The organism is Actinosynnema sp. NPDC049800, assembly GCF_040656635.1.
Taxonomy (GTDB): Bacteria; Actinomycetota; Actinomycetes; order Mycobacteriales; family Pseudonocardiaceae; genus Actinosynnema.
The window spans coordinates 24,607-47,515 of the sequence record NZ_JBFAMT010000057.1; the positions used below are offsets into that span (position 1 = coordinate 24,607).

General features: G+C 71.9%; 23 protein-coding genes. 11 read left to right on the top strand and 12 right to left on the bottom strand.

What is annotated here, in order from left to right; all coding sequences use genetic code 11:
* Positions 1-5: 5 nt before the first annotated feature.
* The 3 genes from AB0I91_RS37450 to AB0I91_RS37460 all read right to left on the bottom strand — a co-directional run bounded on the left by AB0I91_RS37450 (position 6) and on the right by AB0I91_RS37460 (position 4,028).
* Positions 6-1,457 (bottom strand): protein adenylyltransferase SelO, encoded by a 1,452-nt coding sequence (locus AB0I91_RS37450; RefSeq protein WP_499641091.1) that lies wholly within the window; start codon positions 1,455-1,457, stop codon positions 6-8.
* Between the two features lie 24 nt (positions 1,458-1,481).
* Entirely contained in the window at positions 1,482-2,024 is a 543-nt protein-coding gene (locus tag AB0I91_RS37455; RefSeq protein WP_499641093.1) for an SMI1/KNR4 family protein, read from the bottom strand.
* Positions 2,025-2,111: 87 nt separating this feature from the next.
* Positions 2,112-4,028 carry a discoidin domain-containing protein gene (locus tag AB0I91_RS37460; RefSeq protein ID WP_499641095.1) on the bottom strand — a complete coding sequence of 639 codons (1,917 nt, stop codon included), beginning with the start codon at positions 4,026-4,028 and terminating at the stop codon, positions 2,112-2,114.
* A 103-nt stretch (positions 4,029-4,131) separates the two neighbouring features.
* Between AB0I91_RS37460 and AB0I91_RS37465 the strand changes: the two genes are divergently transcribed.
* Positions 4,132-5,121 (top strand): LacI family DNA-binding transcriptional regulator, encoded by a 990-nt coding sequence (locus AB0I91_RS37465; protein WP_499641097.1) that lies wholly within the window; start codon positions 4,132-4,134, stop codon positions 5,119-5,121.
* Between the two features lies 1 nt (position 5,122).
* On the opposite strand, the gene AB0I91_RS37470 is transcribed toward AB0I91_RS37465, so the two are convergent.
* A complete protein-coding gene (locus tag AB0I91_RS37470) occupies positions 5,123-6,151 on the bottom strand; it encodes an ankyrin repeat domain-containing protein (protein WP_498779545.1) in 1,029 nt (342 codons plus the stop codon).
* A gap of 237 nt (positions 6,152-6,388) precedes the next feature.
* On the opposite strand from AB0I91_RS37470, the gene AB0I91_RS37475 reads away from it, so the two are divergent.
* On the top strand, positions 6,389-6,979 hold the full coding sequence (locus AB0I91_RS37475; RefSeq protein WP_499618590.1) for a hypothetical protein: 591 nt from the start codon (positions 6,389-6,391) through the stop codon (positions 6,977-6,979).
* A 27-nt stretch (positions 6,980-7,006) separates the two neighbouring features.
* Here AB0I91_RS37475 and AB0I91_RS37480 read toward each other — a convergent pair whose 3' ends face one another.
* Positions 7,007-7,516 carry a M15 family metallopeptidase gene (locus tag AB0I91_RS37480; RefSeq protein WP_498779543.1) on the bottom strand — a complete coding sequence of 170 codons (510 nt, stop codon included), beginning with the start codon at positions 7,514-7,516 and terminating at the stop codon, positions 7,007-7,009.
* A gap of 87 nt (positions 7,517-7,603) precedes the next feature.
* Here AB0I91_RS37480 and AB0I91_RS37485 point away from each other — a divergent pair, with 87 nt between their 5' ends.
* Together AB0I91_RS37485 and AB0I91_RS37490 are read left to right on the top strand one after the other, a co-directional pair.
* A complete protein-coding gene (locus AB0I91_RS37485; RefSeq protein ID WP_498779542.1) occupies positions 7,604-8,299 on the top strand; it encodes a response regulator transcription factor in 696 nt (231 codons plus the stop codon).
* On the top strand, positions 8,292-9,425 hold the full coding sequence (locus AB0I91_RS37490; protein WP_499641099.1) for a sensor histidine kinase: 1,134 nt from the start codon (positions 8,292-8,294) through the stop codon (positions 9,423-9,425). Before AB0I91_RS37485 ends, AB0I91_RS37490 begins: the two co-directional genes overlap by 8 nt.
* Here AB0I91_RS37490 and vanX read toward each other — a convergent pair.
* The 3 genes from vanX to AB0I91_RS37505 are packed head-to-tail and all read right to left on the bottom strand — an operon-like array spanning position 9,364 to position 11,959.
* A complete protein-coding gene (gene vanX / locus AB0I91_RS37495) occupies positions 9,364-10,026 on the bottom strand; it encodes a D-Ala-D-Ala dipeptidase VanX (protein WP_498779538.1) in 663 nt (220 codons plus the stop codon). The genes AB0I91_RS37490 and vanX overlap by 62 nt on opposite strands.
* Positions 10,023-11,054, bottom strand: coding sequence for a D-alanine--(R)-lactate ligase (vanA, locus tag AB0I91_RS37500; protein WP_499641101.1), 1,032 nt, complete (start codon positions 11,052-11,054; stop codon positions 10,023-10,025). The genes vanX and vanA overlap by 4 nt, the downstream gene beginning before the upstream one ends.
* On the bottom strand, positions 11,051-11,959 hold the full coding sequence (locus AB0I91_RS37505) for a D-isomer specific 2-hydroxyacid dehydrogenase family protein (RefSeq protein ID WP_499641121.1): 909 nt from the start codon (positions 11,957-11,959) through the stop codon (positions 11,051-11,053). Before AB0I91_RS37505 ends, vanA begins: the two co-directional genes overlap by 4 nt.
* A 402-nt stretch (positions 11,960-12,361) precedes the next feature.
* Here AB0I91_RS37505 and AB0I91_RS37510 point away from each other — a divergent pair, with 402 nt between their 5' ends.
* Together AB0I91_RS37510 and ppk2 are read left to right on the top strand one after the other, a co-directional pair.
* Complete coding sequence (locus tag AB0I91_RS37510; RefSeq protein WP_499641103.1) at positions 12,362-13,504, top strand: trypsin-like serine peptidase; 1,143 nt, start codon at positions 12,362-12,364, stop codon at positions 13,502-13,504.
* Between the two features lie 81 nt (positions 13,505-13,585).
* Positions 13,586-14,560, top strand: a complete 975-nt coding sequence (gene ppk2 / locus AB0I91_RS37515) for a polyphosphate kinase 2 (RefSeq protein ID WP_499618602.1) — start codon at positions 13,586-13,588, stop codon at positions 14,558-14,560.
* Between the two features lie 218 nt (positions 14,561-14,778).
* Here ppk2 and AB0I91_RS37520 read toward each other — a convergent pair whose 3' ends face one another.
* Both AB0I91_RS37520 and AB0I91_RS37525 read right to left on the bottom strand, forming a co-directional pair.
* Positions 14,779-16,080, bottom strand: coding sequence for a serine/threonine-protein kinase (locus tag AB0I91_RS37520; protein ID WP_499641105.1), 1,302 nt, complete (start codon positions 16,078-16,080; stop codon positions 14,779-14,781).
* A gap of 45 nt (positions 16,081-16,125) precedes the next feature.
* Positions 16,126-16,287 (bottom strand): hypothetical protein, encoded by a 162-nt coding sequence (locus AB0I91_RS37525; protein ID WP_499641107.1) that lies wholly within the window; start codon positions 16,285-16,287, stop codon positions 16,126-16,128.
* 125 nt (positions 16,288-16,412) lie between these two features.
* Here AB0I91_RS37525 and AB0I91_RS37530 point away from each other — a divergent pair, with 125 nt between their 5' ends.
* Positions 16,413-17,384 (top strand): hypothetical protein, encoded by a 972-nt coding sequence (locus AB0I91_RS37530; protein WP_499641109.1) that lies wholly within the window; start codon positions 16,413-16,415, stop codon positions 17,382-17,384.
* Positions 17,385-17,754: 370 nt separating this feature from the next.
* On the opposite strand, the gene AB0I91_RS37535 is transcribed toward AB0I91_RS37530, so the two are convergent.
* Complete coding sequence (locus AB0I91_RS37535; RefSeq protein WP_499641111.1) at positions 17,755-18,102, bottom strand: hypothetical protein; 348 nt, start codon at positions 18,100-18,102, stop codon at positions 17,755-17,757.
* 334 nt (positions 18,103-18,436) lie between these two features.
* Between AB0I91_RS37535 and AB0I91_RS37540 the strand changes: the two genes are divergently transcribed.
* Entirely contained in the window at positions 18,437-19,075 is a 639-nt protein-coding gene (locus AB0I91_RS37540) for a RhiA family protein (RefSeq protein ID WP_498779529.1), read from the top strand.
* A gap of 230 nt (positions 19,076-19,305) precedes the next feature.
* On the top strand, positions 19,306-19,878 hold the full coding sequence (locus AB0I91_RS37545; protein WP_498779528.1) for a hypothetical protein: 573 nt from the start codon (positions 19,306-19,308) through the stop codon (positions 19,876-19,878).
* 36 nt (positions 19,879-19,914) lie between these two features.
* Here AB0I91_RS37545 and AB0I91_RS37550 read toward each other — a convergent pair whose 3' ends face one another.
* Complete coding sequence (locus AB0I91_RS37550; protein ID WP_498779526.1) at positions 19,915-21,426, bottom strand: diguanylate cyclase domain-containing protein; 1,512 nt, start codon at positions 21,424-21,426, stop codon at positions 19,915-19,917.
* Positions 21,427-21,485: 59 nt separating this feature from the next.
* On the opposite strand from AB0I91_RS37550, the gene AB0I91_RS37555 reads away from it, so the two are divergent.
* The gene (locus AB0I91_RS37555) at positions 21,486-22,004 is read left to right on the top strand and encodes a MarR family winged helix-turn-helix transcriptional regulator (RefSeq protein ID WP_499641113.1); all 519 of its coding nucleotides are present in this window, start codon (positions 21,486-21,488) and stop codon (positions 22,002-22,004) included.
* Between the two features lie 259 nt (positions 22,005-22,263).
* Positions 22,264-22,881 (top strand): DUF4360 domain-containing protein, encoded by a 618-nt coding sequence (locus tag AB0I91_RS37560; RefSeq protein WP_498779523.1) that lies wholly within the window; start codon positions 22,264-22,266, stop codon positions 22,879-22,881.
* The last annotated feature ends 28 nt before the right edge of the window (positions 22,882-22,909 follow it).

The following is a 22,909-nucleotide window of genomic DNA, read 5'->3' on the forward strand; positions in this document are numbered from 1 at the left end:
GTCGCTCAGGTGCCGCAGAACGTCTGGTAGGCGGCGGCGAAGTGCTCCGGCGCCGGTTCGGCGTAGCGCTCCAGGCCGGGGCGCTCGTCGAACGGGGACGTCACCGCGTCGAGCAGCCGACCCAGCGGGACCTGGTCGCCCTCCGTCGCGGCGGCGAGCGCCTCCTCCACCAGGTGGTTGCGGGGGACGTAGACCGGGTTGACCCGGCGCATGGCCGCGGCGTCGGGTCCGAGGGCGCGCCAGCGGGCCAGCCAGGCGTCGATCCCGGCCAGGTCGAGGAAGAGCTCGCGCGCGGGCCCGGTGGCGCCGTCGGCCGCCGCGCCCAGGCGCCGGTGGAACGAGGTGTGGTCGACGTGGTTGTCGCGCAGCAGGGTGAGCAGGTCGTCCACGAGAGGCGCGGGCGGGGTGTCGGCGAGGCCGAGCTTCGCCGCCATGCCGGCCGACCAGGCGTCGTCGTACCGCCCGCGGAACGTGCCGAGCACCTCGACCGCCGACGCGACCGCCCGCTCCTCGTCCTCGGCGAACAGCGGCAGCAGCGCCTCGGCGAGCCGGGCCAGGTTCCACTCCGCCACGCGCGGCTGGTTGCCGTAGGCGTACCGCCCGGCGTGGTCGATCGAGCTGTAGACGGTGGCCGGGTCGAACGCGTCCATGAACGCGCAGGGCCCGTAGTCGATGGTCTCGCCGGAGATCGTCATGTTGTCGGTGTTCATGACGCCGTGGATGAAACCGACGAGCATCCACCGCGCCACCAGCGACGCCTGCGCCGAGACCACCGCCTCGAACAGGGCGAGGTAGCGGTTGCCTGCGTCCGCGGCCCCGGGGTGGTGGCGGGCGATCGCGTGGTCGGCCAGCCGGCGCAGCAGGTCGACGTCCCCGGTGGCGCGGGCGTACTGGAAGCTGCCGACGCGCAGGTGGCTGCTCGCCACGCGGGCGAGCACGGCGCCCGGCAGCACGGTCTCGCGGCGCACCGCCCGCCCGGTCGCCACCACGGCCAGCGAACGGGTCGTCGGGATCCCGAGGGCGTGCATGGCCTCGCTCACGACGTGCTCGCGCAGCATCGGGCCCACCACGGCCAGGCCGTCGCCGCCACGGGCGAACGGCGTGCGCCCGGAGCCCTTGAGGTGCAGGTCGCGCGTGCCGCCGTCGGCGTGGGCCACTTCGCCGAGGAGCAGGGCGCGACCGTCGCCGAGCCGTGGCGCGTAGTGGCCGAACTGGTGCCCGGCGTAGGCCTGCGCCACCGGGGTGACGCCGTCGGGGACGTGCTCGCCGACGAGCAGCCGCAGGCCTTCCGGGCTCCGCAGCCAGTCGGTGTCCAGGCCCAGCTCGGCGGCCAGCCGCTCGTTGAGCACGAGCAGGGTCGGCGAGGGAGCGTGCTCGGCCTGCCACGCGAGGGCCAGCTCCGGGAGCGTTCGGGCGAAGTGGTCGCTCAGGGTGACGGTTGCCGGTGCGGTGCTCACCCGGTCCACGGTACGGCGTCCGCGTCACGGGTCCTGGTCGAAGGGCTCGAACACCGGGTCCTTCGCGGCGAGGTCCCAGCCGAGGACGTTGCGCTCGCTGCGGCTGGTCGCGAGTTCGAGCATCACCGCCGTCATCGACCGCTTCGTCCTCGTCCAGTGGTTGCCCCTGCTCAGGTGCACGACGTGCCAGTGGTCGGGGTCGGAGGTCCACGGCAGCCAGAACAGCGCCCCGCCCGCGACGTCGTCGGCGAACGGGATCACCCCGCGTGGCTCCGGGAACGGCGCGTAGGAGTCGTCGTACTCCCGCAACTCCTCCACCACGGTCAGCATCCGGTCGAGGTCGTCCTCGAACCCCGCCAGGGACCGCTGGTCCTGGACCGGGTTGTGGAGCCTGACGACGTCCCGGAACAACCCGGACGGGAACCGGGCCATGAACTCCTTGTAGTCGGCGGGGAAGCGGAAGCCCTCCCGGCTCTCGACCGCGGCCCAGTCGAGCTCGGGGGACACCCGGCCCCACCACTCGAGCGCCGCCGCGGTGCGGCTCACCGCGTCGTCCGGACCTGTCATCGCGCATCCCCCCTGGATGATCACCCGGACGCTAACACCAGCGGCCCGGTCGGGGTCCGCGATCGCGTGACCCCGACCGGGCGGGCCTCAGCGGTACAGGCGGAGGTCGGCGACGCTCCACCAGTTGCCGGCCGACGCGGTGGTGCTGACGCGCAGGTACCGGGCCCGCGTGCGCGGCACGTCGACCGCGGTCAACTGGCCGACGCCCGCGCCGGACGCCAGGGTCCGCCAGCCGACGCCGTCGTCGCTGACCGACAGCTGCCAGCCGCGGGCGTGGTCGCCGAGGTTGCCGCCGCTGTCGATGGCCACCCGCCGGAACTTCGCCTCGCGGCCGAGGTCGACCTGGAGGTACTGGCCCGGCTCCTGCGCCTGGCCGCTGCTCCACCGGGTCGACGCGTCGCCGTCCACCGCCGCGGCCGGGTCCTGCCCGTGCGGCGCGGTGGTGGCGGTGGCGCCGGCCAGGGAGACCGGGTCGAGCCCGTGGTGGAAACCCTTGGCACGCGGCCAGGTGAACGTGGCCAGCGCGCCGCCGGGCAGGGTGTGCTCGAACATCCGCTCGCCGAACTCGACCGCGAACGTGCGCGGTTCGTCGTTCTGGTTGTGCACGACCAACGCCGTGGAGCCGTCCGGGTTGCGGAACGCGACGTCCATGATCTGGCCGTTCCAGCCCGTCGTGCCGAACGACGTGCTGGCGACGCGCTTCGCGCCCGGCTTCACGAACTTCGCCAAGTGGCCGATCGTGTAGTACTCGGCGTCGGTGGACACGGTCCCGTCCGGGTGGACCGTGACCAGGCCGGTGCACGTGCCGCAGCCGCCGTTGTGCGGCCCGCCCGCGCTGTCCAGCGCGATGTTCCAGTTCACCGCCGACTTCGCCCGGTTGCGGGTGGTGCCGATGACGACGTTGCGCGCGTGCCACTTGAGCGTGTCGCGGAAGACCTGCGCGGGCGGGTCCCCCGGGCCGTGCGAGCCGGAGCACTCGGTGAACCAGATGCCCTTGTCCGGGAACGCGTCGTGCAACGCGGTCTGCGCCGCCGGGTCGCCCGAGTAGCAGTGGTACGCGGTGCCCGCGACCCACCGCGCGGCCGGGCTCGCCAGGATCCGGTGCGGGTAGTCGGTTTCCGGGTCCTCGCCCGGCGGCGTGGCGGCGACGTCGTTCGGGTGGGTGCTCCAGTTGTGGTCGTAGGCGAGGATCTTCGTGCGCGGGCTCGCCTTGCGCAGCAGCGGTCCCAGCGCCTCGATCACCTTGATCTGCTGCGCCACCGGCATGTCCGTGCCCGGGTAGGCGTCGGGCGTCCGGTTCTGCGGCTCGTTCTGCAACGACAGGAAGTCCACCGGCACACCGGAGGCGGCGTACGCCTGCACGAACTTCACCAGGTAGCGCGCGTAGGCGTCGTAGATGGCGGGGTCGTCCTTCAACCGACCGCCGACCAGCGAGTCCGTGGTCTTCATCCACGCCGGCGGGCTCCAGGGCGTGCCCATGACCTTCAACGCCGGGTTGAGCTGCTTCGCCCGGCGCAGCAGCGGCAGGATCTCGGCCTGGTCGTGGGCGATGCTGAAGTGGCGCAGCTCGAAGTCGGTCCGGCCGGGCGGGACGTCGTCGTAGGTGTAGTGCTCGGCCTCGGCGGTGAAGTCCGACGAGCCGATCGGCTGGCGCAGGAAGCTCACGCCGATGCCGCGCACCGGGTCGAACAGCTTGCGCATCGTCTCCTCGCGCGCCGCCGGCGTGAGCCGGTGCAGCACGTCGGCCGAGGAGTCGGTGATCGACGCGCCGAAGCCGTCGACCTCCTGGTAGGTCACGTCGGGGTCGACCACGATGGTCTGGTGCGGCGACGTGCCGGTCCGGAACGCCACGGACGGGCGTTCGGCGAGCAGCTCGCTCCGATCCACCGTCGTGACCCACACCCGGGCCGAGGTCGGGTCGCGGTCGGCCGCCTGCACGGCGCCGGTCAGGCCGACCGAGAGCGCCGCGGCGGCGGTCAGGGCGATCGTCCGGGATCTCTTCATCGCTCTCCTTCGAGCAATGTAACAAGCTCGGAAAATGTGTTTCGTGATGGAACACTTGACGTGCGGGACAAGTCAAGGTGCAAGTCGCCGTTAAGATGCCGAGGTGACCAGGCGTGCGCGGGTGCGCGACATCGCCGCGGAGGCGGGCGTCTCGATCGCCACCGTCTCCCGGGTGCTCAACGACCACGTCAACGTGGCGCCGCGCACGCGCGAACTCGTGCTCCGGGCGATGGCGCGCAGCCGCGCGGACGCGCCCGGGAGCCGCCGGACGGTGCACGTCCGGTGCCCCTACGTGCTGACCGACTACTTCGGCCTGATCGTCTCCTCGATCGCCGAGACGCTGCGGCTGCACGGCGTCCGGATGGTCCTCGACGCGGGCGTGTCCTCCCAGCAGGACGACGTGCTGACCACGCTGCCCGACGACGCGGACGTGGACGCCGCGATCCTGATCCTGCCGCCAGAGGACGGCGACCGGCTCGTCGCGCTGGCGCGGCGCGGCTTCCCGTTCGTCGTGGTCGACCCGCGCACCGCGCCGCCGCCGGACATCGCCTCGGTGTCCGCGGCCCACCTCGCCGGCGCCCGCGCGCTCACCGCGCACCTGGTCGACCTGGGCCACCGCGACATCGGCGTCATCGCCGGACCCCTGGACTGGCTGGCGGGCGACGCGCGCACGGCGGGCCACCACGCCGCGCTGGCCCAGGCGGGCGTGCTGCCCGCCCGGCACCGCGTCCACCACGTGGAGCCCACCGCGGCCGAGGGGCTGCGCGCCGCGGCCGACCTGCTGGACGAGCCGCGCCGGCCGACCGCGATCGTCTGCTTCAACGACAAGCTCGCGGTCGGCGCGCTCCAGGCCGCGCACGACCGCGGGCTCCGGGTGCCCGAGGACCTCTCGGTCGCGGGGTTCGACGACATCGACCTCAGCCGCGCGACCCGTCCCGCGCTGACCACGGTCCGCCAGCCGTTGCAGGAGATGGGCCGCATCGCGGTCACGCAGCTCATGCGCGTGCTCGACGGGCACCGGCCCGAAGCCCTGCACCTGGAGCTGTCCACGACGTTGGTCGTGCGTGACTCCACCGGTCCTGTGCCCGCCTGAGTTACAGCCTTTGTTTCATTTGTTCCACGAGCAGGGCGGCGACTTCGGCGTGCCCCGGGCTGTCGCCGTCCGAGAGCCGGCACCACTCCAGCGGTGTGCGGAGGTGCTTGGGGTCGCGCAGCGCCGGGTCCGCGCCGTGGTCGAGCATCCGCCGGACACCGGCGGGCTTGCCGTTGGCCGCCGCGACGTGCAGCGGCATCCGCTGCCAGACGGCGTCGGCCTCGTCGACGGGGGTGCCGGCGGCGACGAGCCGGTCGATCACGTCCAGCCGTTGGTGGTCGGCGGCGAACACCAGGGACCGCAATCGGCATTGCGGGCTCAGCCGTTCCGGCGGCCAGGCGGTCAGGTCTCCCGCCGCGGCGGCCATCTCCGGGCCGTCGACCCGGGCGCCGGCGGCGACCAGGAGGTCGAGGACGTCGGTCATCCCGAACACCGCCGCGTGCTCGACCGCCGTGCCGCCGGGCACGCCGCCGGAGTCCGGCGCGGCCACCGCGTCGAGGTCCGCGCCCGCCTCGATCAGCACCCTCGCGACGTCGACGTCACCACAGCTGGCGGCGGTGATCAGGGGCGTCTCCTGGTCGCCGGGATGACCGTCGACCGGCGCGCCCGCCTCGATCAGCGCCCTGGCCGCCACGTCCGAGCCGGGCAGGTCGCGCGGCAGGCCGAGGCGGCGGTGGTCGAGCCGCAGCATGGCCAGGTAGCCGAGCACGTCGGCGCCCTTGCGGTGGTCGGACCAGCCTTCCATCCTCGTGGTGGCCGTTTCGGGGTGCCGGGCCAGCAGGTCCGCCAGCCGGGACGCGTCGCGCCGGTTGAGCACCTCGCGGCGCTCGACCTCCAGCTTGAGCCTGGCCCAGCTCGGGAACCCGTGCTCCCGGGCGATCGCGAGCTGCGCCGAGGCGAGGACGACCCGGTCGGACACCGCCCCGATCCGGGCGAGCGCGTCGACGCCACCCCGTCGGGCGTCGCGCAGCAGGTCCCGGGCCTGGTGCCGCAACTGGTCGAGGTTCGGCCGCGCGGGGAGGTCGGGCATGACGTCTCCTTCGTCACCCGTGGTCCGCGTCCGGGTCGAAAGAGATCGTCACGAGAGGCGACTCGCTTCGGTGGTGGAGGTGGACTCAGTCCTGCCCGCGGACCCGGCGGCGCCCTCCGACGCCGGGCCGAGCATACCGGCCGGCCACGTCGTGCCGCCGGGGAACGCGACGGGCCCGACACGTCGAGGCCGCCGTAAACGGGAGCGGCGGGGGCGTGCGGGATGCGAGGATTGGGCGTGGCTTTCGGCATGGGCGTGGACCGGGCAGTCCCGTTCGGCTACCAGTGCTGGTGGCTCGCCGTCACCGCGCCGGACGCGGCGACCGCGGCCGACGTGCTCGGTCTGATCCGGCGCAAGCGGGTGACGTGGGCGCACGGCGTCGACCTCGCCTACGACGGCGCGGTGTTCGTCGCTCCGCCGATCGGTCCCTGGGTGCTGGTGCCGGGCCGCGGCCTGCCCGACGCGTCCAGCCCGGGTTTCCTGGACTGGATCGCCGGGTTGAGCGAGCGGCTCGGGCACGTGCAGTTCTTCCAGACCCACCGCGCCACGGGCACGTGCGCCTGGGTGCTGGCCTCGGGCGGGGAGGTGCGCCGGGCCTACCACTTCGACGGCGGCGGCGTGCCGCTGTTCGAGGGCGAGGTGACGGTGGACGAGACCGCGCTCGGCATCGGCACCCGGCCCGAGTCGCCGGACGACGACACCTGGTGGAAGAGGATCCCGGGCGAGCACGACGTCATGGCGCTGGCCCACCGGTGGAGCGTCGACCCGACCAGGATCGAGGGCGTGGCGACCGACGACCGCGGCATCACGGGCCGGCTGCGCCACTGACGGCCGTCCCGCGCGGGCTCGGATCGGTCACCGCCGCATCCGGGGATCGTGCGACGGGTCGGCGTACAGCGGAGGGCAGCCGTGGACGACAGCTTCGGGGCGCAGTTCGAAGTGCCACGGTTCGTTGCGGTAGATCCGGCACAGCCCGTACCGGGCGCCGTGCTCGGCGAGCCACGCCCTGGCCGCGGCCGGGCCGATGTCGACCGCGTTCCCCGACACGTGGGCGGACGTCTCGGGAGTGGCCACCCAGCGGGCGGCCGCCATTTCCGAGCCGTGCTTCGCGACCGCCTCGTCGAATAGCCGCTCCTGGTATTCCGGGGAACGCCAACCGCCATTCACCGAGAACTCGATCCCGTCGGCCGCGGCGTCGGTCGCGGCGCGGCGCAGCGCGGCGAGCAGGTCGGGATCGAGGTTGGCCACGGCCGGAACGTCCTGGTCGAAGACCGGCACGGGGTCGGGGACGGCGCCGTGGGCGCGCAGGTCGGCGGGTGACGCGGGCAATCGGGTCGCGGTGCGTGCTGATTCGAGGTGGCGCATGCCCCCAATCAAGGCGACGCGGTGTTGCGGGCGCGTTCGAGCTTTTCGATATGCCCGCGATATGCACCCGACCGTAGCATCGCAAGCATGCGTGTCTTGGTCGTCGAGGACGAGCCCTACCTGGCCGAGGCGATCCGCGACGGGCTGCGCCTGGAAGCGATCGCCGCCGACATCGCCGGTGACGGCGACACCGCGCTGGAGCTGTTGGGCGTCAACTCCTACGACATCGCCGTGCTCGACCGCGACATCCCCGGGCCCTCCGGTGACGAGGTCGCCGAGAGCATCGTCGCGTCCGGCAGCGGCATGCCGATCCTGATGCTCACCGCCGCCGACCGGCTCGACGACAAGGCCTCCGGGTTCGAGCTCGGCGCGGACGACTACCTCACCAAGCCGTTCGAGCTCAAGGAGCTCGTGCTCAGGCTCCGGGCGCTCGACCGCCGGCGCGCGCACAGCAGGCCGCCCGTGCGCGAGATCGCGGGGCTGCGGCTGGACCCGTTCCGCCGCGAGGTCTACCGGGACGGCCGGTACGTCGCGCTGACCAGGAAGCAGTTCGCCGTGCTCGAAGTGCTCGTGGCCGCCGAGGGCGGTGTCGTCAGCGCCGAGGCGCTGCTGGAACGGGCGTGGGACGAGAACGCCGACCCCTTCACCAACGCCGTGCGCATCACGGTCTCGGCACTGCGCAAGCGCCTCGGCGAACCGTGGGTCATCGCGACCGTGCCCGGCGTCGGCTACCGCATCGACCCGGCGTCCGGCGCCGGGCGCGGGGGACGCGACCGTGGATAGGCAGCCGGGGTTGAGCGTCCGCCTCAAGCTCACCCTCAGCTACGCCGGGTTCCTCATGCTCGCGGGTGGCTCGCTGCTCGCGGTCGTGTGGGTGTTCCTGCTGCGGTACGTGCCCGAGGTCATCGTCCACCCCGAGCCTCCGGGGAGTTGGCGGCCGGGCCCGGTGGTGCCCGACCGCGCCGCCCTGGAGGAGGCCTTCGTGCCGAAGGCGGGCCTGGCGATGGCGGTCCTGCTGGTGTTCGGCCTCCTGGGCGGGTGGCTGCTGGCCGGCAGCATGCTCGCGCCCCTGACCCGCATCACCCACGCCACCCGCCTGGCCGCGGCGGGATCGCTCTCCCACCGGATCGCGCTGGAAGGCCGCCAGGACGAGTTCCGCGAACTCGCCGACGCCTTCGACACCATGCTCGCGCGGCTCGAAGCGCACGACGGCGAACAGCGGCGGTTCGCCGCCAACGCGTCCCACGAGCTGCGCACCCCGCTGGCGATCACCCAGACGCTCCTCGACGTCGCCCGCGACGACCCGGACCGCGACGCCGGCGAACTCGTCGAACGCCTGCGCTTCGTCAACAGCCGGGCCATCGACCTCACCGAGGCGCTGCTCCTGCTCAGCCGCGCCAACCAGCGGACCTTCAACCGGGAGCACGTCGACCTGTCGCTCATCGCGGAGGAGGCCGCCGAAACGCTCCTCCCGCTCGCGGAGCGGCGCGGCCTCACCATCGAGACCTCCGGCGACCTGACCCCCACCACCGGCTCGCACGCGCTGCTGCTGCAGCTGACGACGAACCTGGTGCACAACGCGATCGTCCACAACCTGCCCGACCAGGGCACCGTGTGGGTCACGACCGCCGTCGAGGCCAAGAAGGCGGTGCTCACGGTCGAGAACACCGGTGAGCAGCTCACGCCGCAGCTGATCAGGACCTTCACCGAACCGTTCCAGCGCGGCACCCGACGCGCGCGCAGCGACCACGCCGGTGTCGGGCTCGGCCTCGCGATCGTCGAGAGCATCGCCCAGGCCCACGACGGCGTCCTCACCCTGACCCCGCGGGTCGGCGGTGGCCTCCGCATCAGCGTGCGGCTACCCGTCGCGCCGCCCCGCACCGGCAGTCGAGCGGCGTCGAGCCGGTGATGGGGAAGTCGAAGTAGCTGTCCGGGTACGGCTCGTCGACGAGGGTGTAGTGCCACCACTCGTAGTCGTAGGCGCGGAAACCGCAGTCCTCCATGATCGAACGGAGGTGCCGGCGGTTCGTCGCCTCGACCTGCGTGATCCCCGGTGCGCCGTGGTGCGAGACCGGGTCCATGAAGTCGTGGTCGCCGCCCATGGGCGCCAGTTCGCCGGTGGCCGAGTCGTAGAGCGTCAGGTCGACCGTGCCGCCCCGGCTGTGGCCCGACCTGGCGGCCACGTACCCCTTCTCGACCATCTCGGCGCGATCGAGGCGGGGGTAGTGCCGCGGCTTCGTCCGGCCGTCCTCGGGCTGCCGTGACCAGCGCAGGAAGCAGTCCACCGCGCGTTGCGGGCGGTAGCCGTCCCAGACGAGCAGGCCGAAGCCGAGGGTCGTGGCCTTCTCCTGCGCGCGTTCCAGGGCCGCGCACAACGCCCTCGTGCCGACGATCCGGTTCGCCAGGTAGCCGTCCACCGGTTTGCCGGTGAAGTTGTCCCAGGTGGCGTACTTGGCGTCCCAGCGGATGCCGGGCGCGAACTCGTCCAGGAAGACGAAGTCGTCGTTCATCGGGCTTTCCCGGCCAGCGCCGACGACACGACCCGGTCGATCACGTCGCCGAGCGACATCCCGGCGGCCGCCATCATCCTCGGGTACCGGCTGTAGGAGGTCAGGCCGGGCAGGGTGTTGACCTCGTTGAGGACCACGGTGCCGTCCTCCTTCAAGAACATGTCCACGCGTGACAGCCCTCGGCAACCGAGCGCGCGGTAGACGGCCTTGGCGGTCTCCTGGACGAGCGAGCGCGACTCGGCCGGGATGTCGGCCGGGACGATCGTGGTCGAGTTCTCGGATCCGCTTTCCGGGTCGTTCTCCTGGTGGATCCGGAAGAAGCCGTACGACAGCGCGATCCGGTCCGGCTCGCCGGCGATCAGCTCGCCGTCGTCGCCGAGGATGGCGCAGCCGACCTCGCTGCCGACGACCGCCTCTTCGATCAGCACCTTCGAGTCGTACCGCCTCGCGGTCTCCACCGCGCTCACCAGGTCTTCTCCCCGGGTCACCTTGACGACCCCGAACGACGATCCCGAACGGGCGGGCTTCACGAAGACGGGATAGGTCAGCCGGTCCGGGTCGACGTGCCCGCCCGCCGGGACGGTCCGGAAGTCCGGCGTCGCGATCCCCGCGCCGCGCGCGACGAGGTAGGTCAGGGACTTGTCCATGCACAGGGCCGAGCTCTGGACGTCGCATCCGGCGTAGGGGATGCCGGAGAGCTCCAGCAGGCCCTGCACCGCGCCGTCCTCGCCGAGCCTGCCGTGCAGGACGGGCAGCACCACGTCCAGGCCGATCGTCTTGTACTGCCCGTCGTCCAGCACGAGCAACCCGCGCACGCCGCTGTCCGGTGACAGCACGACCGGGCGGCACTCGCCGTCCTCCCAGTCCGCGTCCGGCCCGTCGCAGAGCTGCCAGGAGCCGCTCTTCGTGATCCCGACGTAGTACGGCTCGTACTTCCCGGGGTCGAGGTGCTTCGCCACCTCCCGCGCGGACTTGACGGAGACGTCGTGCTCCTCGGAGCGGCCGCCGAACAGGATTCCGATCTTCATATCCAGTGCTGCTTTCTGCGGTCGAAGTCGCGACAGCCGGCGAGGGAGTTCGCCACCGTGTCGCTCAAGGCGTGGTCGGTGTAGTAGGCGGTGTGCGGGCTGATCAGCACGTTCGGGAGTTGTTGCAGCCGCGACAGCGGGGTGCCGGCGAGGGGCCGGTCGCGGCAGTCGGCGTAGAAGATCCCTTCCTCTCCTTCGAGGACGTCCAGCGCGGCGCCGCCCAACCGGCCGCTCGCCAACGCCGGCACGAGGGCCTCGGTGTCGATGAGCCCACCTCGCCCGGTGTTGACGACGAACGCGCCGTGCTTCATCTGCCCGATGCGCCGGCGGTCCAACAGGTGGTGCGTGTCGGCGGTGAGCGGGGTGTGGAGCGTGACGATGTCGCTCTGCTGGAGCAGCTCGTCGAGGGGCACGTAGTCGGCGGAGGTCCGGGGCCGGATGTCGTAAGCCAGCTTCTGGCAGCCGAAGCCCCACAGCCGATCGATGACGGCGGCGCCGATGCGGCCGGTGCCGACCACCCCGACGGTCAGGTCGCGCAGCTCCTTCCCGCGCACGTCGGGCAACCGGTAGTCGTGGGCGTCGGCACGCCTGATGAGGGACTTCGCGTTCCGCAGCACCATCAGCATCAGCATCACCGTGTAGTCGGCGACGCTGTCGGGCGAGTAGGCGACGTTCCCGACGGTGATGCCGACGCGTTCGGCGTAGTCGACGTCGAGGTGGTCGTACCCGATGCTCCTGGTGGAGACGTACTCCACGCCGGCCCGGCTGAGCGCGAGCAGCGTGGGATTCGTGATCCGGGTCTTGTGCCCGACGCTGACGCAGCGGTTCCCGGAGGCCAGCGCGACGGTGGCGGTGGAGACCGGGTCGGGGGTGATGGTCGGCACGACGCCGAAGCGGGGCGCCATCTCCCGGAACAGGGCGGCCTCGTCCGGCTCGCAGCCGTACACCGTGATCCCCGTCGTCGGACCGGCCGACGAGGACCAGGACACCGGCGATCGGGTGTGACGGGCCGCCGTCCGTGCCGGTTCGCTGTCGGTCATGCCGTCAGTCAAGACGGCGCGGCGTTGCCGGCGCGTATGCGGTTCTCGATATGCCGACGATATGTTACCCGTCGGTAGGCGCGGCTCGTAGAGTCCACAGAGGACGGTCAACATCCGCCCCCGCGATGGATCGGCCGACTCCCGATTGCTTCGCACTGTCCTAAGTGGACAGCCTGCTTTACCCGACCTTCGGAGGGCTGACACCCCACGTTCCGAGGAGCAGCATCGAGGTGTCACCCATCCCTGCTCCAGATGTGAGGTGAACCAGTGCGGAGAACCCTGCAACTCCTCGCTGCCGCCCTCCTCGCGATCCCGCTGACAAGCGGGATCGCGACCGCGGCGCCGGCGCCTGACCTCGTCGAACAGACCCAGAAGGTCGGCGAGGACGAGGTCGTCTCGACCGTCCTCGGCGGCCGGAACCAGACCACGACCCTCGAACGACCCGGCTCGTGGTACCTCAAGACCCACTTCACCGGCCTGCGCCTGGTCGCGGGCGACGTGCTCACGGTGTCCGACCCGGCGGGCGCCGAGTCCTACCGCTACACCGCCGACGTCGCGGCGTCGGGCACCGCCACCGTGGACGGCACCGGCTTCTGGGCCATGTCGATCACCGGCGACCGGGCCGTGATCAGCCTGCGCGGCCGGGACGGCGGACCGGCGCACCCGGCCAGCCGGGTGCGGCTCGACAAGATCACCCGCGGGTACACCGACGCCGAGCTGGCCGCGGCGGCGGACCTGGCGCCCAAGAGCATCTGCGGCACGAACGACTACCGCGACGCCGTCTGCTACCAGACGAGCAACCCCACCGAGTTCGGCCGGACCAAGGCGGTGGCGAAGCTCCTGCGCAACGGCGGCTCGCTGTGCACGGCGTGGCGGGTCGGCGCGAACAACCGGATGCTGACCAACAACCACTGCTTCACCAGTGGCACCGGGATCGAGGTGTGGTTCAACTACCAGTGCCCGACCTGCGGCGGCACGGCCAGCGCGACCGTCACGAAGGTGCTGGTGTCGTCGGTGCTCAAGACCAGCGCGGCGTTGGACTACACGCTGTTCAGCGTCACGAACTTCGCGTCGCTGGCGTCGTTCGGCTACCTGGAGCTGGACGCGCGGGTGCCGGCGGTCGGCGAGGAGATGTACATCGTCGGCCACCCGGCGGGCAAGCTCAAGAAGCTCTCCCTGCGTGACGACCAGAACGGCGGCGGGTACTGCGCCGTGTCCGCCGTCCGGGTGAACGGCAGCTCGTCGCAGTCCGACATCGCCTACCGGTGCGACACCGAGGGCGGCTCGTCGGGCTCCCCGGTGCTGTCCCGGAGCACGCACAAGGTGATCGGCCTGCACCACTACGGCGGCTGCCCGAACCAGGGCGTCCGGATCGACCTGGTCGCCGCTCAGATCGCCACGCTGCTGTAACGCCCACGCGGGTCGCGCTCCTGCGGCGCGACCCGCGTGACCGGCAGGTTTCGGCGAACCGCCGCCGGGTACGCCGAACCGGTGGACAGCGTGCTCGACCTCGGCGACCTCTTCCCCGGCCTGCGCGTGGACGACCTCGTGGTGGACTACGAGGACGGCGACGACCCCGTGCTGCGGCACCCCGACGGCACGGAGATCGACACCTGGCGGGAGAACTACCCGTACCCGACGCGGCTGACGCGCGAGGAGTACGAGCTGTCCAAGCGCCTGCTCCAGATCGAGCTGCTCAAGCTGCAGTACTGGATCAAGGACACGGGCGCGCGGATGGTCGTCGTGTTCGAGGGACGTGACGCGGCGGGCAAGGGCGGCACCATCAAGCGGTTCACCGAGCACCTCAACCCGCGCGGGGCGCGGGTGGTGGCGTTGAGCAAGCCGACGGAGCGCGAGCAGGGCGAGTGGTACTTCCAGCGGTACGTCGCCCACCTGCCGACCGCGGGGGAGATCGTGCTGTTCGACCGGTCCTGGTACAACCGCGCCGGCGTCGAGCGGGTGATGGGCTACTGCACCGACGAGCAGTACGAGCGCTTCATGCGGCAGGCGCCGACGTTCGAGCGGATGCTGGTGGACGACGGGATCGCGCTGGTCAAGCTGTGGTTCTCGGTGTCACGGGCGGAGCAGCGGACGCGGTTCTTGATCCGGCAGGTCGACCCGGTCCGGCAGTGGAAGCTCAGCCCGAACGACATCAGGTCGCTCGACCGGTGGGACGCCTACACCGCGGCGAAGGTGGCCATGTTCCGGGCCACCGACACCCACGCCGCGCCGTGGACCGTGGTGAAGAGCAACGACAAGAAGCGGGCCCGGCTCGAGGCCATGCGCAGCGTGCTGGCGCGCGTCGACTACACCGACAAGGACCCCGAGGTGGTCGGTGAGCCGGACCCGCGGGTGGTCGGCCCGGCGGCCACGCTGCTGGAGGAGGGTGAGGACGAGACCACGCTCAGCCCGACCCCTCTCGCGCACGCCGAAGAGGGCGACCACGGGCCGGGCGTGCACCCCTGAGCCGGGACGTCCTCACGTCACCGGGACGCCCTCGGCGAAGACGCCGCGCGTGGCCGGCAGCCGCAGGGTCCGGCGCGGGTCGGCGCCGACCGACTCGGCCCCTGGCTCAGGTGGTCGGCAACGCCCAGCGCCGCGCCGGCCGCTCGGCCTGACCCGGCGAGTTCTCAGGAGTTGACACGGTCCGCACGCAAGCGATGACCCAGAGTCGCGACCACTGCTCATTCCTCGGCGGGCACGCCGTCAGCTCCCGTCTCGGTCGGCTGGACCGACGGTTCCGGTTCGGGGTCCGGGCTCGGGGACGTGGTGGTCGGCGGGGCCGAGGTCGGCGGGGCGGTGGTGGTGACGACGGGCTCCGCGGTGTCGTCGGTCGGCCCGGCCGCGGGTTGCGCCGGGTTCCCGGCCGGCGGGTTGGCGGCCGGGGCCGTCGTCGGCGGGGGAGTGGTCGACGGCGCGGCGCCCGTGGCCTGCGGTGTGACGATGAACCGGGGCTCGGCCTGGTCCCGCGGCACGTCCGACGAGCCCGCCGTCGCGGGCGCCGCCTGCCGCGTCGTGGGCCCGGGCGGCGGGTCGTCCGCCGGTCGGTCGCCCGGGAGCGCGGCCATCGTGATCGTGAACGCGCCGACCAGCGCGCCCGCCGAGGCGACGAGCACCCGCCACGAGGGGCGCGTCACCGCGCGCGGGAGTTCTTCGGTGTCCGCCTCGGCCCCGACGTCGGGCGGTAGGACGACCGCGCCCGCCAGGACCCGCGCGCAGTCGTGCGCGGTGGGCCGGTCGTCCGGTGCGGCGGTGGTCATCCGCGCCACCAGGTCGCGGACGTCGGCGGGCAGGTCTTCGGGGATCACCGGAGGTCGGTGCAGCCGGGCGACCGCGGCCTCCACCTCACCGCCCTCGTACTCGCGCCGACCCGTCAGGCACTCCAGGAGCACCAGCCCCAGGGCGTAGACGTCGGCCGGGTGGTCGATCTCCTGGCCGAGCACCTGCTCGGGCGCGAGGTACGCGGCGGTGCCGACGAGCTGGTCGGTCCGGGTCAGCCGGGTGGCGCCGGTCAAGTGGGCCAGGCCGAAGTCCGCCAGGTAGGCGTCGTCCTCGTGGTCGAGCAGGATGTTCGCCGGCTTCACGTCGCGGTGCACGAGGCCGTGCGCGTGCACGTGCGCCAACGCGTCGGCCAGCCGGGCGCCCAGCCGGCGCACCTCGTCCAGCGGCAGCGGCCCGAGGAGCAGGCGGTCGTGCAGGGTCCGGCCCTCGACCAACCGCAGCACGACGAACGGCGTCGGCGCCGTGGTGTCGGCGTCGTAGACCGACACCAGCGCGGGGTGCGTGAGCCCGGCCAGGAGGTGGACCTCGTTGTCGAACCGCCGGGCGGCCTCCGGGTCGAAACCGGGCTGCACCAGCTTCACCGCGACGTGCCGCCGCAGCACGGTGTCCCAGGCCCGGTGCACTTCGGCCATGCCGCCGATCCCGATCGGCTCGATCAGCCGGTAGCGGTCGGCCAGCACGTTCTCGCCTGCCGAGGGTGACACCTCGTACCTCCGGTCGCGTGAGCGGGACAGTTCCGAATGCCCTGATCACGCCGGCGGCAAACAGGTGAGCGTGCCTCGGGTCGGCACCGCGGGCTTCACGCGGCCGGGCGCGGCGGCGCGGATCGTCCGGAGGTCCGCGTCGAGGCCGACCTCGTGACCGGCGTGGCCGGGGATGTCGCCGCGGTGCTCGAAACCGGTGTCGCCCAACGGGATCCGGTGCCGGCGAACGTCCGAGCCGCGGCCTCCGGTCGGCCGATCGCGGGTGGCTCGAACCGCAGGGCGCTCGGGTGAAACCGTGTCGTGCGAGGATGATCGTCGCCTACCCTTCCGCCATGGCGAGAGCGCTTGGCGTCGTCCTGTTATCGGCACTGCTCGTCGGGTGCGGCGCCACCGTGACCGGGACCGCCGTGCCGGTGCCGGACCCGACGTTCCCCGAACCTCCCCCGCGCACCGCCGAGGTGCTGCTCGGCGACCTGGCGTCGGTCGACCCGTGCGGGCAGGTGGAGCCGGCGGACCTGGCCGCGTTCGGCGAGGCTTCGGTGGCGCCGGTCGAGTCCTTCGACCACTGCCTGCTCAAGGTGTCCACGGGCGGCGCGGTGCTCGACGTGCTGGCGGGCGGCCTCGACCGGGTGCTGCACGAGGCCGTGTTCGACGGGCCCTTGGTGCCGTACAAGGAACTGCGGATCGTGGAGATCCGGGGCGGCGACGTGCAGTGCCAGCGCGGCCTGGTGTTCGCGGACCTGGTGGCGCTGAACGTGACCGTCGAGAACCACTCGGACGAGGACGTGGCCGCGACCCGGCTGTGCGAGGTCGCCGACGTCGTGGTGAGCGCCGTCGCGGACCGCGTGCTCGCGGGCGACGTGGAGCACCGGCGGTTCGCGGCGAAGTCCCTCGGGCCGGTGCACGCGTGCCGCGGGCTGTCGGACGCGACGGTCGGGCGGCTGCCCGGGCTGGCGGGTTCGCGGGCCTGGGCCTACCCGGCGGGCCACCAGTGCCGGTGGAGCGCGGACGGCACGACGACACCGCCCAGGGTGCGGGTCACGTACTCGGTGGGCGTGCCGACCGAACCGAACGGCGGGAACAGCAAGATCGAGGACATCGCCGGACGACCCACCGTGATGTCGGGGTTGACCACGTCCTCGCTCGTGCTGTGCGGCGCGGAGACGACCCACATCCCGTTCGGGGACGGGTTGAGCGAACTCGCGCTCGTCACCGTGGCCCTGCCGACCGGCGCCGCGGTCGAGGACGCCTGTGCCGCGGTGCGGGTCGTCGCGGCGGAGGTCTGGGCCGGGCTGCCGGCTTGACGACCGGACCGCCGCGCGGCCCGTGGGCGAACGGGACGGAGCCGGGAGGCAGGCGGTCTGGGGGCCGCCGTGCCTCGACCGGCTCCGCCTCCGGTCGAACGCTCCCCTGACGTCCGCCCGGCAAGCCCGAGCATGCCCGCGGGCGCTTGCGGAAAACTGGGGTGGCGTTGAAGTGGCTGGTCACAGGCCTGTGGTGGGGCTTGCTCGACAGCCGCCGGGCGCGGACGACCCTGGTCGGACCTCTCGCCCGACCTGCCCGTCCTGCCCGGGAGCACCGGCCGACCGCGGGCTCGGGGACCGGACCGGGTAGCGCCCGCGTCCTCCAACGGTCGTCGCCAGGCCTTCGGGGGTCACTCGCGGGCGGTCCCGCTCACGGGGTTGCGTCGCGCGTTGCGTCACCGTGCCCGGACGGCGCGTCGGCCAGGCGACCGCCCAGTTCCCGTAACCGCTCCGCGAGGTCCGCGGTGGCCTCGATCAGGTCGCTCAGGGACGTCCCGGGCTCCACCGGGGTCCAGCCGCGCGCCAGGAAGCGGATGACCTCGGCGTTGTCCCGGAGCTCGACCGCGAGCGCCTCCACCTGACCGGGCAGCGCCACGGCCGACCGCTCGGTGACCCGCCTGGCCCGGAACGCGCGCTGCCGGCACGCCGACGAGCAGTACCGACGGGGCCTTCCGGTGGTCCGCGCGGCGAACTCCTTCCGACACTGCTGGCAATTCAATTCACGCGACTTTCGTTACGGATCGCCCGGCGTTTTCACGTTGCGAAAAGGCGCGCCCGGCGCTTCCGGTGGCCAAGTCAGGTGAATGCGACGTCGACGTATCGGGTGAAGGCCGGTCGCTTGACGCCCTGCGTTCGCCAGCGTGTACTGGTTTTGTCGGACGGACCGGCAAAGTGAATCGAAAAGTTTCCGAATGCGTTGATCGGCCGACCGTTCCGAGCCCGGAGGAACGCGGTGGGATCGACCGGCCCGCGACCGATCGCACTGCGCCGACTATTCCGCGCCGTGGTTCGAATTTATCCGAATCGTCTCCTCGTGAAGGAGTTGTGCTGCCATGCCAACCCAGTACTCCCTGACGGTCCGCAATGAATCTACCCAGTTCCAAGACCTCTGCGTGTACCAGCAGCCCGTGGACCTCGGCGTGCGCAACGCCATGTCGCTCGCCTGGCTGACCGCGCCGGCGTGGCCGAACACCACCGTGACCTTCGAGTGGACCCTCGACTACTGCTTCGTCTGGTCCTACACGGGCTCGTTGAAGCCGGGCACGCGGTTCCGCGCGCAGGAGGTCCGCCGGGCCAACCCGCAGGACCTCACCGCGAACCAGATCCTGTTCGACTACACCGACGGCGCGCACCGGTTCGTGCCAGGAAAGGCGTTCGGCGTCCCGGAGCTCGGCAGCCTCTACGTCCGGGAACTGCCGACGGTGCCGGCGGACGGCGCGGCGGTCGGCATCGGCATGTCGAACTCCGGCGTGTTCGCGGTGCAGGCGCAGCCCAACGAGAACCTCGTCTTCACCCCGCACCCCAGTTACTGGCTCACCGCGGGCACCTACGTCCACGGCGAGGTGCTCGACATCGAGCAGATCAGCAACTCCGTCGAGCTGCAGTACAACGCGGGCTTCGACATGACCGCGGTGCTGCAGGCGGACAACACGTGGTCGATCAGCACCGGCATGCAGCCGGTCGCCGCCTGACCGCACCGGTGACCGGACCTCTCCCCGGTCCCCGATGACCCGTGCGCCCGGACGCCCCTCCGGCGCATCGCGGAGGACGACGGGGTCGAGGTCCGGTGGCGCCCACGACCCGCCCCGCTCGACAGCCCGGGTGCCCCCACCACACCGGCCCGTCGTCCCGGGCGCGGAGCGCGACTTCCCCGGCGCGCTCCGCGCCCCTTCCTCTCCTCCCTCTCCCCAGGAGTTCACCCATGGCTTACAACACCATCGGCCCGGTCGACGTCATCAAGGCCCTGGTCGGCTGGATCCAAGCGGACCAGCCGACGATCGAGGCGCTCTCGGTGTTCGCGGGCGGCTGGGAAGGCTGGGCCCGCAACCAGTTCGCGCTGTGGTTGCAGGCCGAGCTGAAACTGCGGCTCCGCAACAACAATCCGCTCGACGTCCTGACGGAAGCCAACTTCATCCCGACCGGCGAGGGCGCGGTCCCGGTTTTCGAGACCCCCCAGGCCCGCGCCGATCTCGTGTTCAACGCGCTCAGCCCCGCCGTCGCGGACACCGCGCCGGTCATCATCACCGAGTTGAAGTGCCAGTCGCCCAAACAGCCGTGGACCTCGTTCCGCTCCGGGCTCAGCCGTGACGTCACCAAGCTGTACGGCGTCAACCCCGACGTCGACGACGCCTTCGGCCCGGAGAACGTGATGGTGCTGTCGCTGGGCATCTGCTTCAACGAACCCGGCTTCCGCCCCGCCGCGGGCTACCGGGTCGAGCCCGCGGGCCGCCAGTACGCCGTGCAGTGGTGGTCGGACCCCGACCTGGTCGGCTGACGCGGACCTCGCTCCACCAGGTCGACGCGGCCGGCCCTACGAGTGGATGACCAGACCCCGGCCACCGTCGCGCTTCGCCTCGTACATGGCCTTGTCCGCACGGCTGAGGACGGTCGCGGCGGTGGCCTCGGGGTCGTGGTCGGCGCAGATCACCACGCCGACCGACGCGCTGATCTCCTCGCCGAGCGCGTCGAGGATCCGGAACGCCACCTTCTCCGGCTCCTCCAGCCCTTCGACCAGGACGCCGAACTCGTCACCGCCGAGCCTGGCCACCACGTCGGTGTCGCGGACGCACTGCCGCAGCCGCTGCGCCACCCGTTCGAGCAACGCGTCGCCGTGCGCGTGGCCGGAGACGTCGTTGACCGCCTTGAAGTCGTCCAGGTCCACGAACAGCAGCCCGAACGGCCTGCCGTCGCGGTGGTGCTCGGCCATCGCCTCGTCCAGCCTGCGCTCGAACAGCGCCCGGTTGGCCAGCCCGGTCAACGGGTCGTGGTGCGCCTGGTGCGTCAGGGTGCGCTCGGACTCGCGCAGCAGCAGAACGAGCTTCGTGTTGTCCACAAGGGTCACCAGCTGCCGCAAAATCACCGCGACGAACACCGTGAAGCCGCAGCCGATCTCCACCGCGTCCAACGGCCCGAGGTCGCCGATGATCGTGCGCCGCAGCACCAGCACGCTGCTGACCAGTAAGGGCACGTACGGCATCAGCAGGTAGGCCCACTGCCACGGCCGCCGGTTGCGGCTCGGGCCGGTCGACGGCGACGGCACGGGCGCCAGCGCCGCCAACGCGATCAGCGCCGGTCCCACCACGAACCCGGCGTTGGCCAGCGGCGGCACCTCCGGCGCCTGGATGCTGACCAGGTAGGCGAACGCGAAGTCGGACGCGGCCAGCGCCACCAGGCCGAGGCCGAGCAACCGCAGCTGCGGTCGCAGCACGACCTTGCGGTCCGCGCTCAGCACCACCACGATCACCAGCAGCACCAGGTCCGTCACCGGGTAGGCGATGGCCACCAGGAACGCCGCCGAACCCGGGTTCCCGGCCGCGACCAGCCCGCCGAGCGACGTGGTCCAGGTCAGCACGAACAACGACCCGACCACGATCAGGCCGTCCAGCAGCAGCACCAGCCGGGCGCTGCGGGACCGGCGGTCCAGCAGCGCGTCGGGGGAGTCCGACCGGCGGAAGTTGCCGATCACGAGCAGCGCGACGAACGCGAACGGCACGATGCTGAGGTACCCGGCGTCCGCCGGCGACGGCGACGGCACGGCGCGCCGCTCGACCAGCTGGTACCACGTCCACAACGCCTGGCCGGTGGACCAGCCCGCCATGCCGAACCCCATCGCCAGCCGCCAGCGGCGGTCCGGCCCGGTCGCCCGGCGCGCCGTCCACCAGCAGCAACCGGTGGCGAACAGACCGGTGGCGAGCTGGGCGAGGTCGTCGAGGACCACCGCGCCCTCGCCCTTGACGAGGTCGAAGCTCGCGGCCACGGACGCGGCGGTGGCCAGCGCCACCACGACCGCGGCCGTGATGGCGAACCGCCTCGTCCCGATCACGTCGGCCAGTGTGCCGCATTCCGGTGCCTTCGGCCGGGTCGCCCTGGGAGGATCGGCGGGTGGCAGAGCAGGAGGTTCCCGTCGCCGCCGACGTGGTGACGGAGCAGGAGTACGAGCGGTTCGCCCGGCACCGGATCGCCGAGTTGGGAGGCGACGCGGACGCGTTCGGCCTCTCGTACAACGTGTTGCACCTGGCGTACGTGATGATCAACGACTACGAGGCGCTGGTGCACCGCGAGCAGGGCTGGACCATGCCCGGGTTCCGGTTGATGTTCAAGCTGTGGATCCTGGGCCCGACCCAGCCCGCGCGGCTGGCCGACCTGTCCGGCACGACCAGGTCGGCGATGTCCAACCTGATCAACACGCTGGAGCGGGCCGGGCTGGTCGAGCGGACCAGGGACGGCCAGGACCGGCGCGTGGTGTTCGTCGCGCTCACCGAGGAGGGCCGCTCGGCGGTGGCGCGGGCCTTCCCGCACCAGAACGCGCGCGAGGCGCGCTGGTTCGCCGTGCTGGACCCCGACGAGCGCGCGCAGATGGTGCAATTGCTCCGACGAGTGGCCGCCGCCCGTCCGAGGTAGCCCGGTCGAGACGCGGTTTTTCGCAATTTCGTCGCGATTTCAACGAACGCCGTGCGGATCGCCCGCGGTCGTCGTCGAATTCACGGCGTCGGTATGCCCGGTCGGCTGGAAAAGTCTTGGCCATTTCTGCGGGAAAACATTTGTCCCAATATCTGGGAGCGGTTCCACTCTAATGGAGGAGCAGTGCTCCGGCGACGTTGCGCTACGGTCCTGTAACCGCCGTCACACCGCACGTCAACCCGCAGGAGAAAGGCCGTTCATGCTGACCTTAGTGGCCGCGGCTGCATTGACCCTGTCCGCGCTCTCCCCCTCCGGTGAAACAACGGTCGAGACCGCGCCCGAATACGTCACGGTCCAGGTCAGGACCGTGAACGGATCCGGTTGCCCGGCCGGCACCGCGGCGGTCGCCGCCTCGCCCGACCGCACCGCCTTCACCGTCACCTACAGCAGTTTCCTGGCGCAGGCCGGCGCCGACTCCGAGCCGACGGACTTCCGGAAGAACTGCCAGCTCGCGCTGGAGCTGAACTACCCCCAGGGCTTCACCTACGGCATCGCCAGGGCCGACTACCGCGGGTTCGCGCACCTCCAGCGCGGCGCGGTGGGCATGGAGCAGGGCAACTACTACTTCCAGGGCATGTCTCCGACTGCCCGCAAGAGCCATTCCTACGCCGGGCCCTACAGCGACAACTGGCAGGCGACGGACGCCACGGAATGGGACGCGATCGTCTACGCGCCGTGCGGCGAACAGCGGATGTTCAACATCAACACCGAACTCCGGGTCACCGCGGGCACGTCGACCGGCACCAGTTTCATGGTGATGGACTCGACCGACAGCAACGTGAGCACCACGTACCACTTCTCGTGGAAGCGGTGCTAGGACGGCCCGACCGGTGACCGGGCAAGGG

What these genes read in the sequence shown, in the direction of transcription:
- AB0I91_RS37455 (WP_499641093.1), bottom strand. Translation starts at nt 2,024, where the DNA reads ATGACAGGTCCGGACGACGCGGTGAGCCGCACCGCGGCGGCGCTCGAG.
- AB0I91_RS37460 (WP_499641095.1), bottom strand. Translation starts at nt 4,028, where the DNA reads ATGAAGAGATCCCGGACGATCGCCCTGACCGCCGCCGCGGCGCTCTCG.
- AB0I91_RS37470 (WP_498779545.1), bottom strand. Translation starts at nt 6,151, where the DNA reads ATGCCCGACCTCCCCGCGCGGCCGAACCTCGACCAGTTGCGGCACCAG.
- AB0I91_RS37480 (WP_498779543.1), bottom strand. Translation starts at nt 7,516, where the DNA reads ATGCGCCACCTCGAATCAGCACGCACCGCGACCCGATTGCCCGCGTCA.
- AB0I91_RS37485 (WP_498779542.1), top strand. Translation starts at nt 7,604, where the DNA reads ATGCGTGTCTTGGTCGTCGAGGACGAGCCCTACCTGGCCGAGGCGATC.
- vanX (WP_498779538.1), bottom strand. Translation starts at nt 10,026, where the DNA reads ATGAACGACGACTTCGTCTTCCTGGACGAGTTCGCGCCCGGCATCCGC.
- vanA (WP_499641101.1), bottom strand. Translation starts at nt 11,054, where the DNA reads ATGAAGATCGGAATCCTGTTCGGCGGCCGCTCCGAGGAGCACGACGTC.
- AB0I91_RS37505 (WP_499641121.1), bottom strand. Translation starts at nt 11,959, where the DNA reads ATGGCGCCCCGCTTCGGCGTCGTGCCGACCATCACCCCCGACCCGGTC.
- AB0I91_RS37530 (WP_499641109.1), top strand. Translation starts at nt 16,413, where the DNA reads ATGGCGAGAGCGCTTGGCGTCGTCCTGTTATCGGCACTGCTCGTCGGG.
- AB0I91_RS37540 (WP_498779529.1), top strand. Translation starts at nt 18,437, where the DNA reads ATGCCAACCCAGTACTCCCTGACGGTCCGCAATGAATCTACCCAGTTC.
- AB0I91_RS37545 (WP_498779528.1), top strand. Translation starts at nt 19,306, where the DNA reads ATGGCTTACAACACCATCGGCCCGGTCGACGTCATCAAGGCCCTGGTC.
- AB0I91_RS37560 (WP_498779523.1), top strand. Translation starts at nt 22,264, where the DNA reads ATGCTGACCTTAGTGGCCGCGGCTGCATTGACCCTGTCCGCGCTCTCC.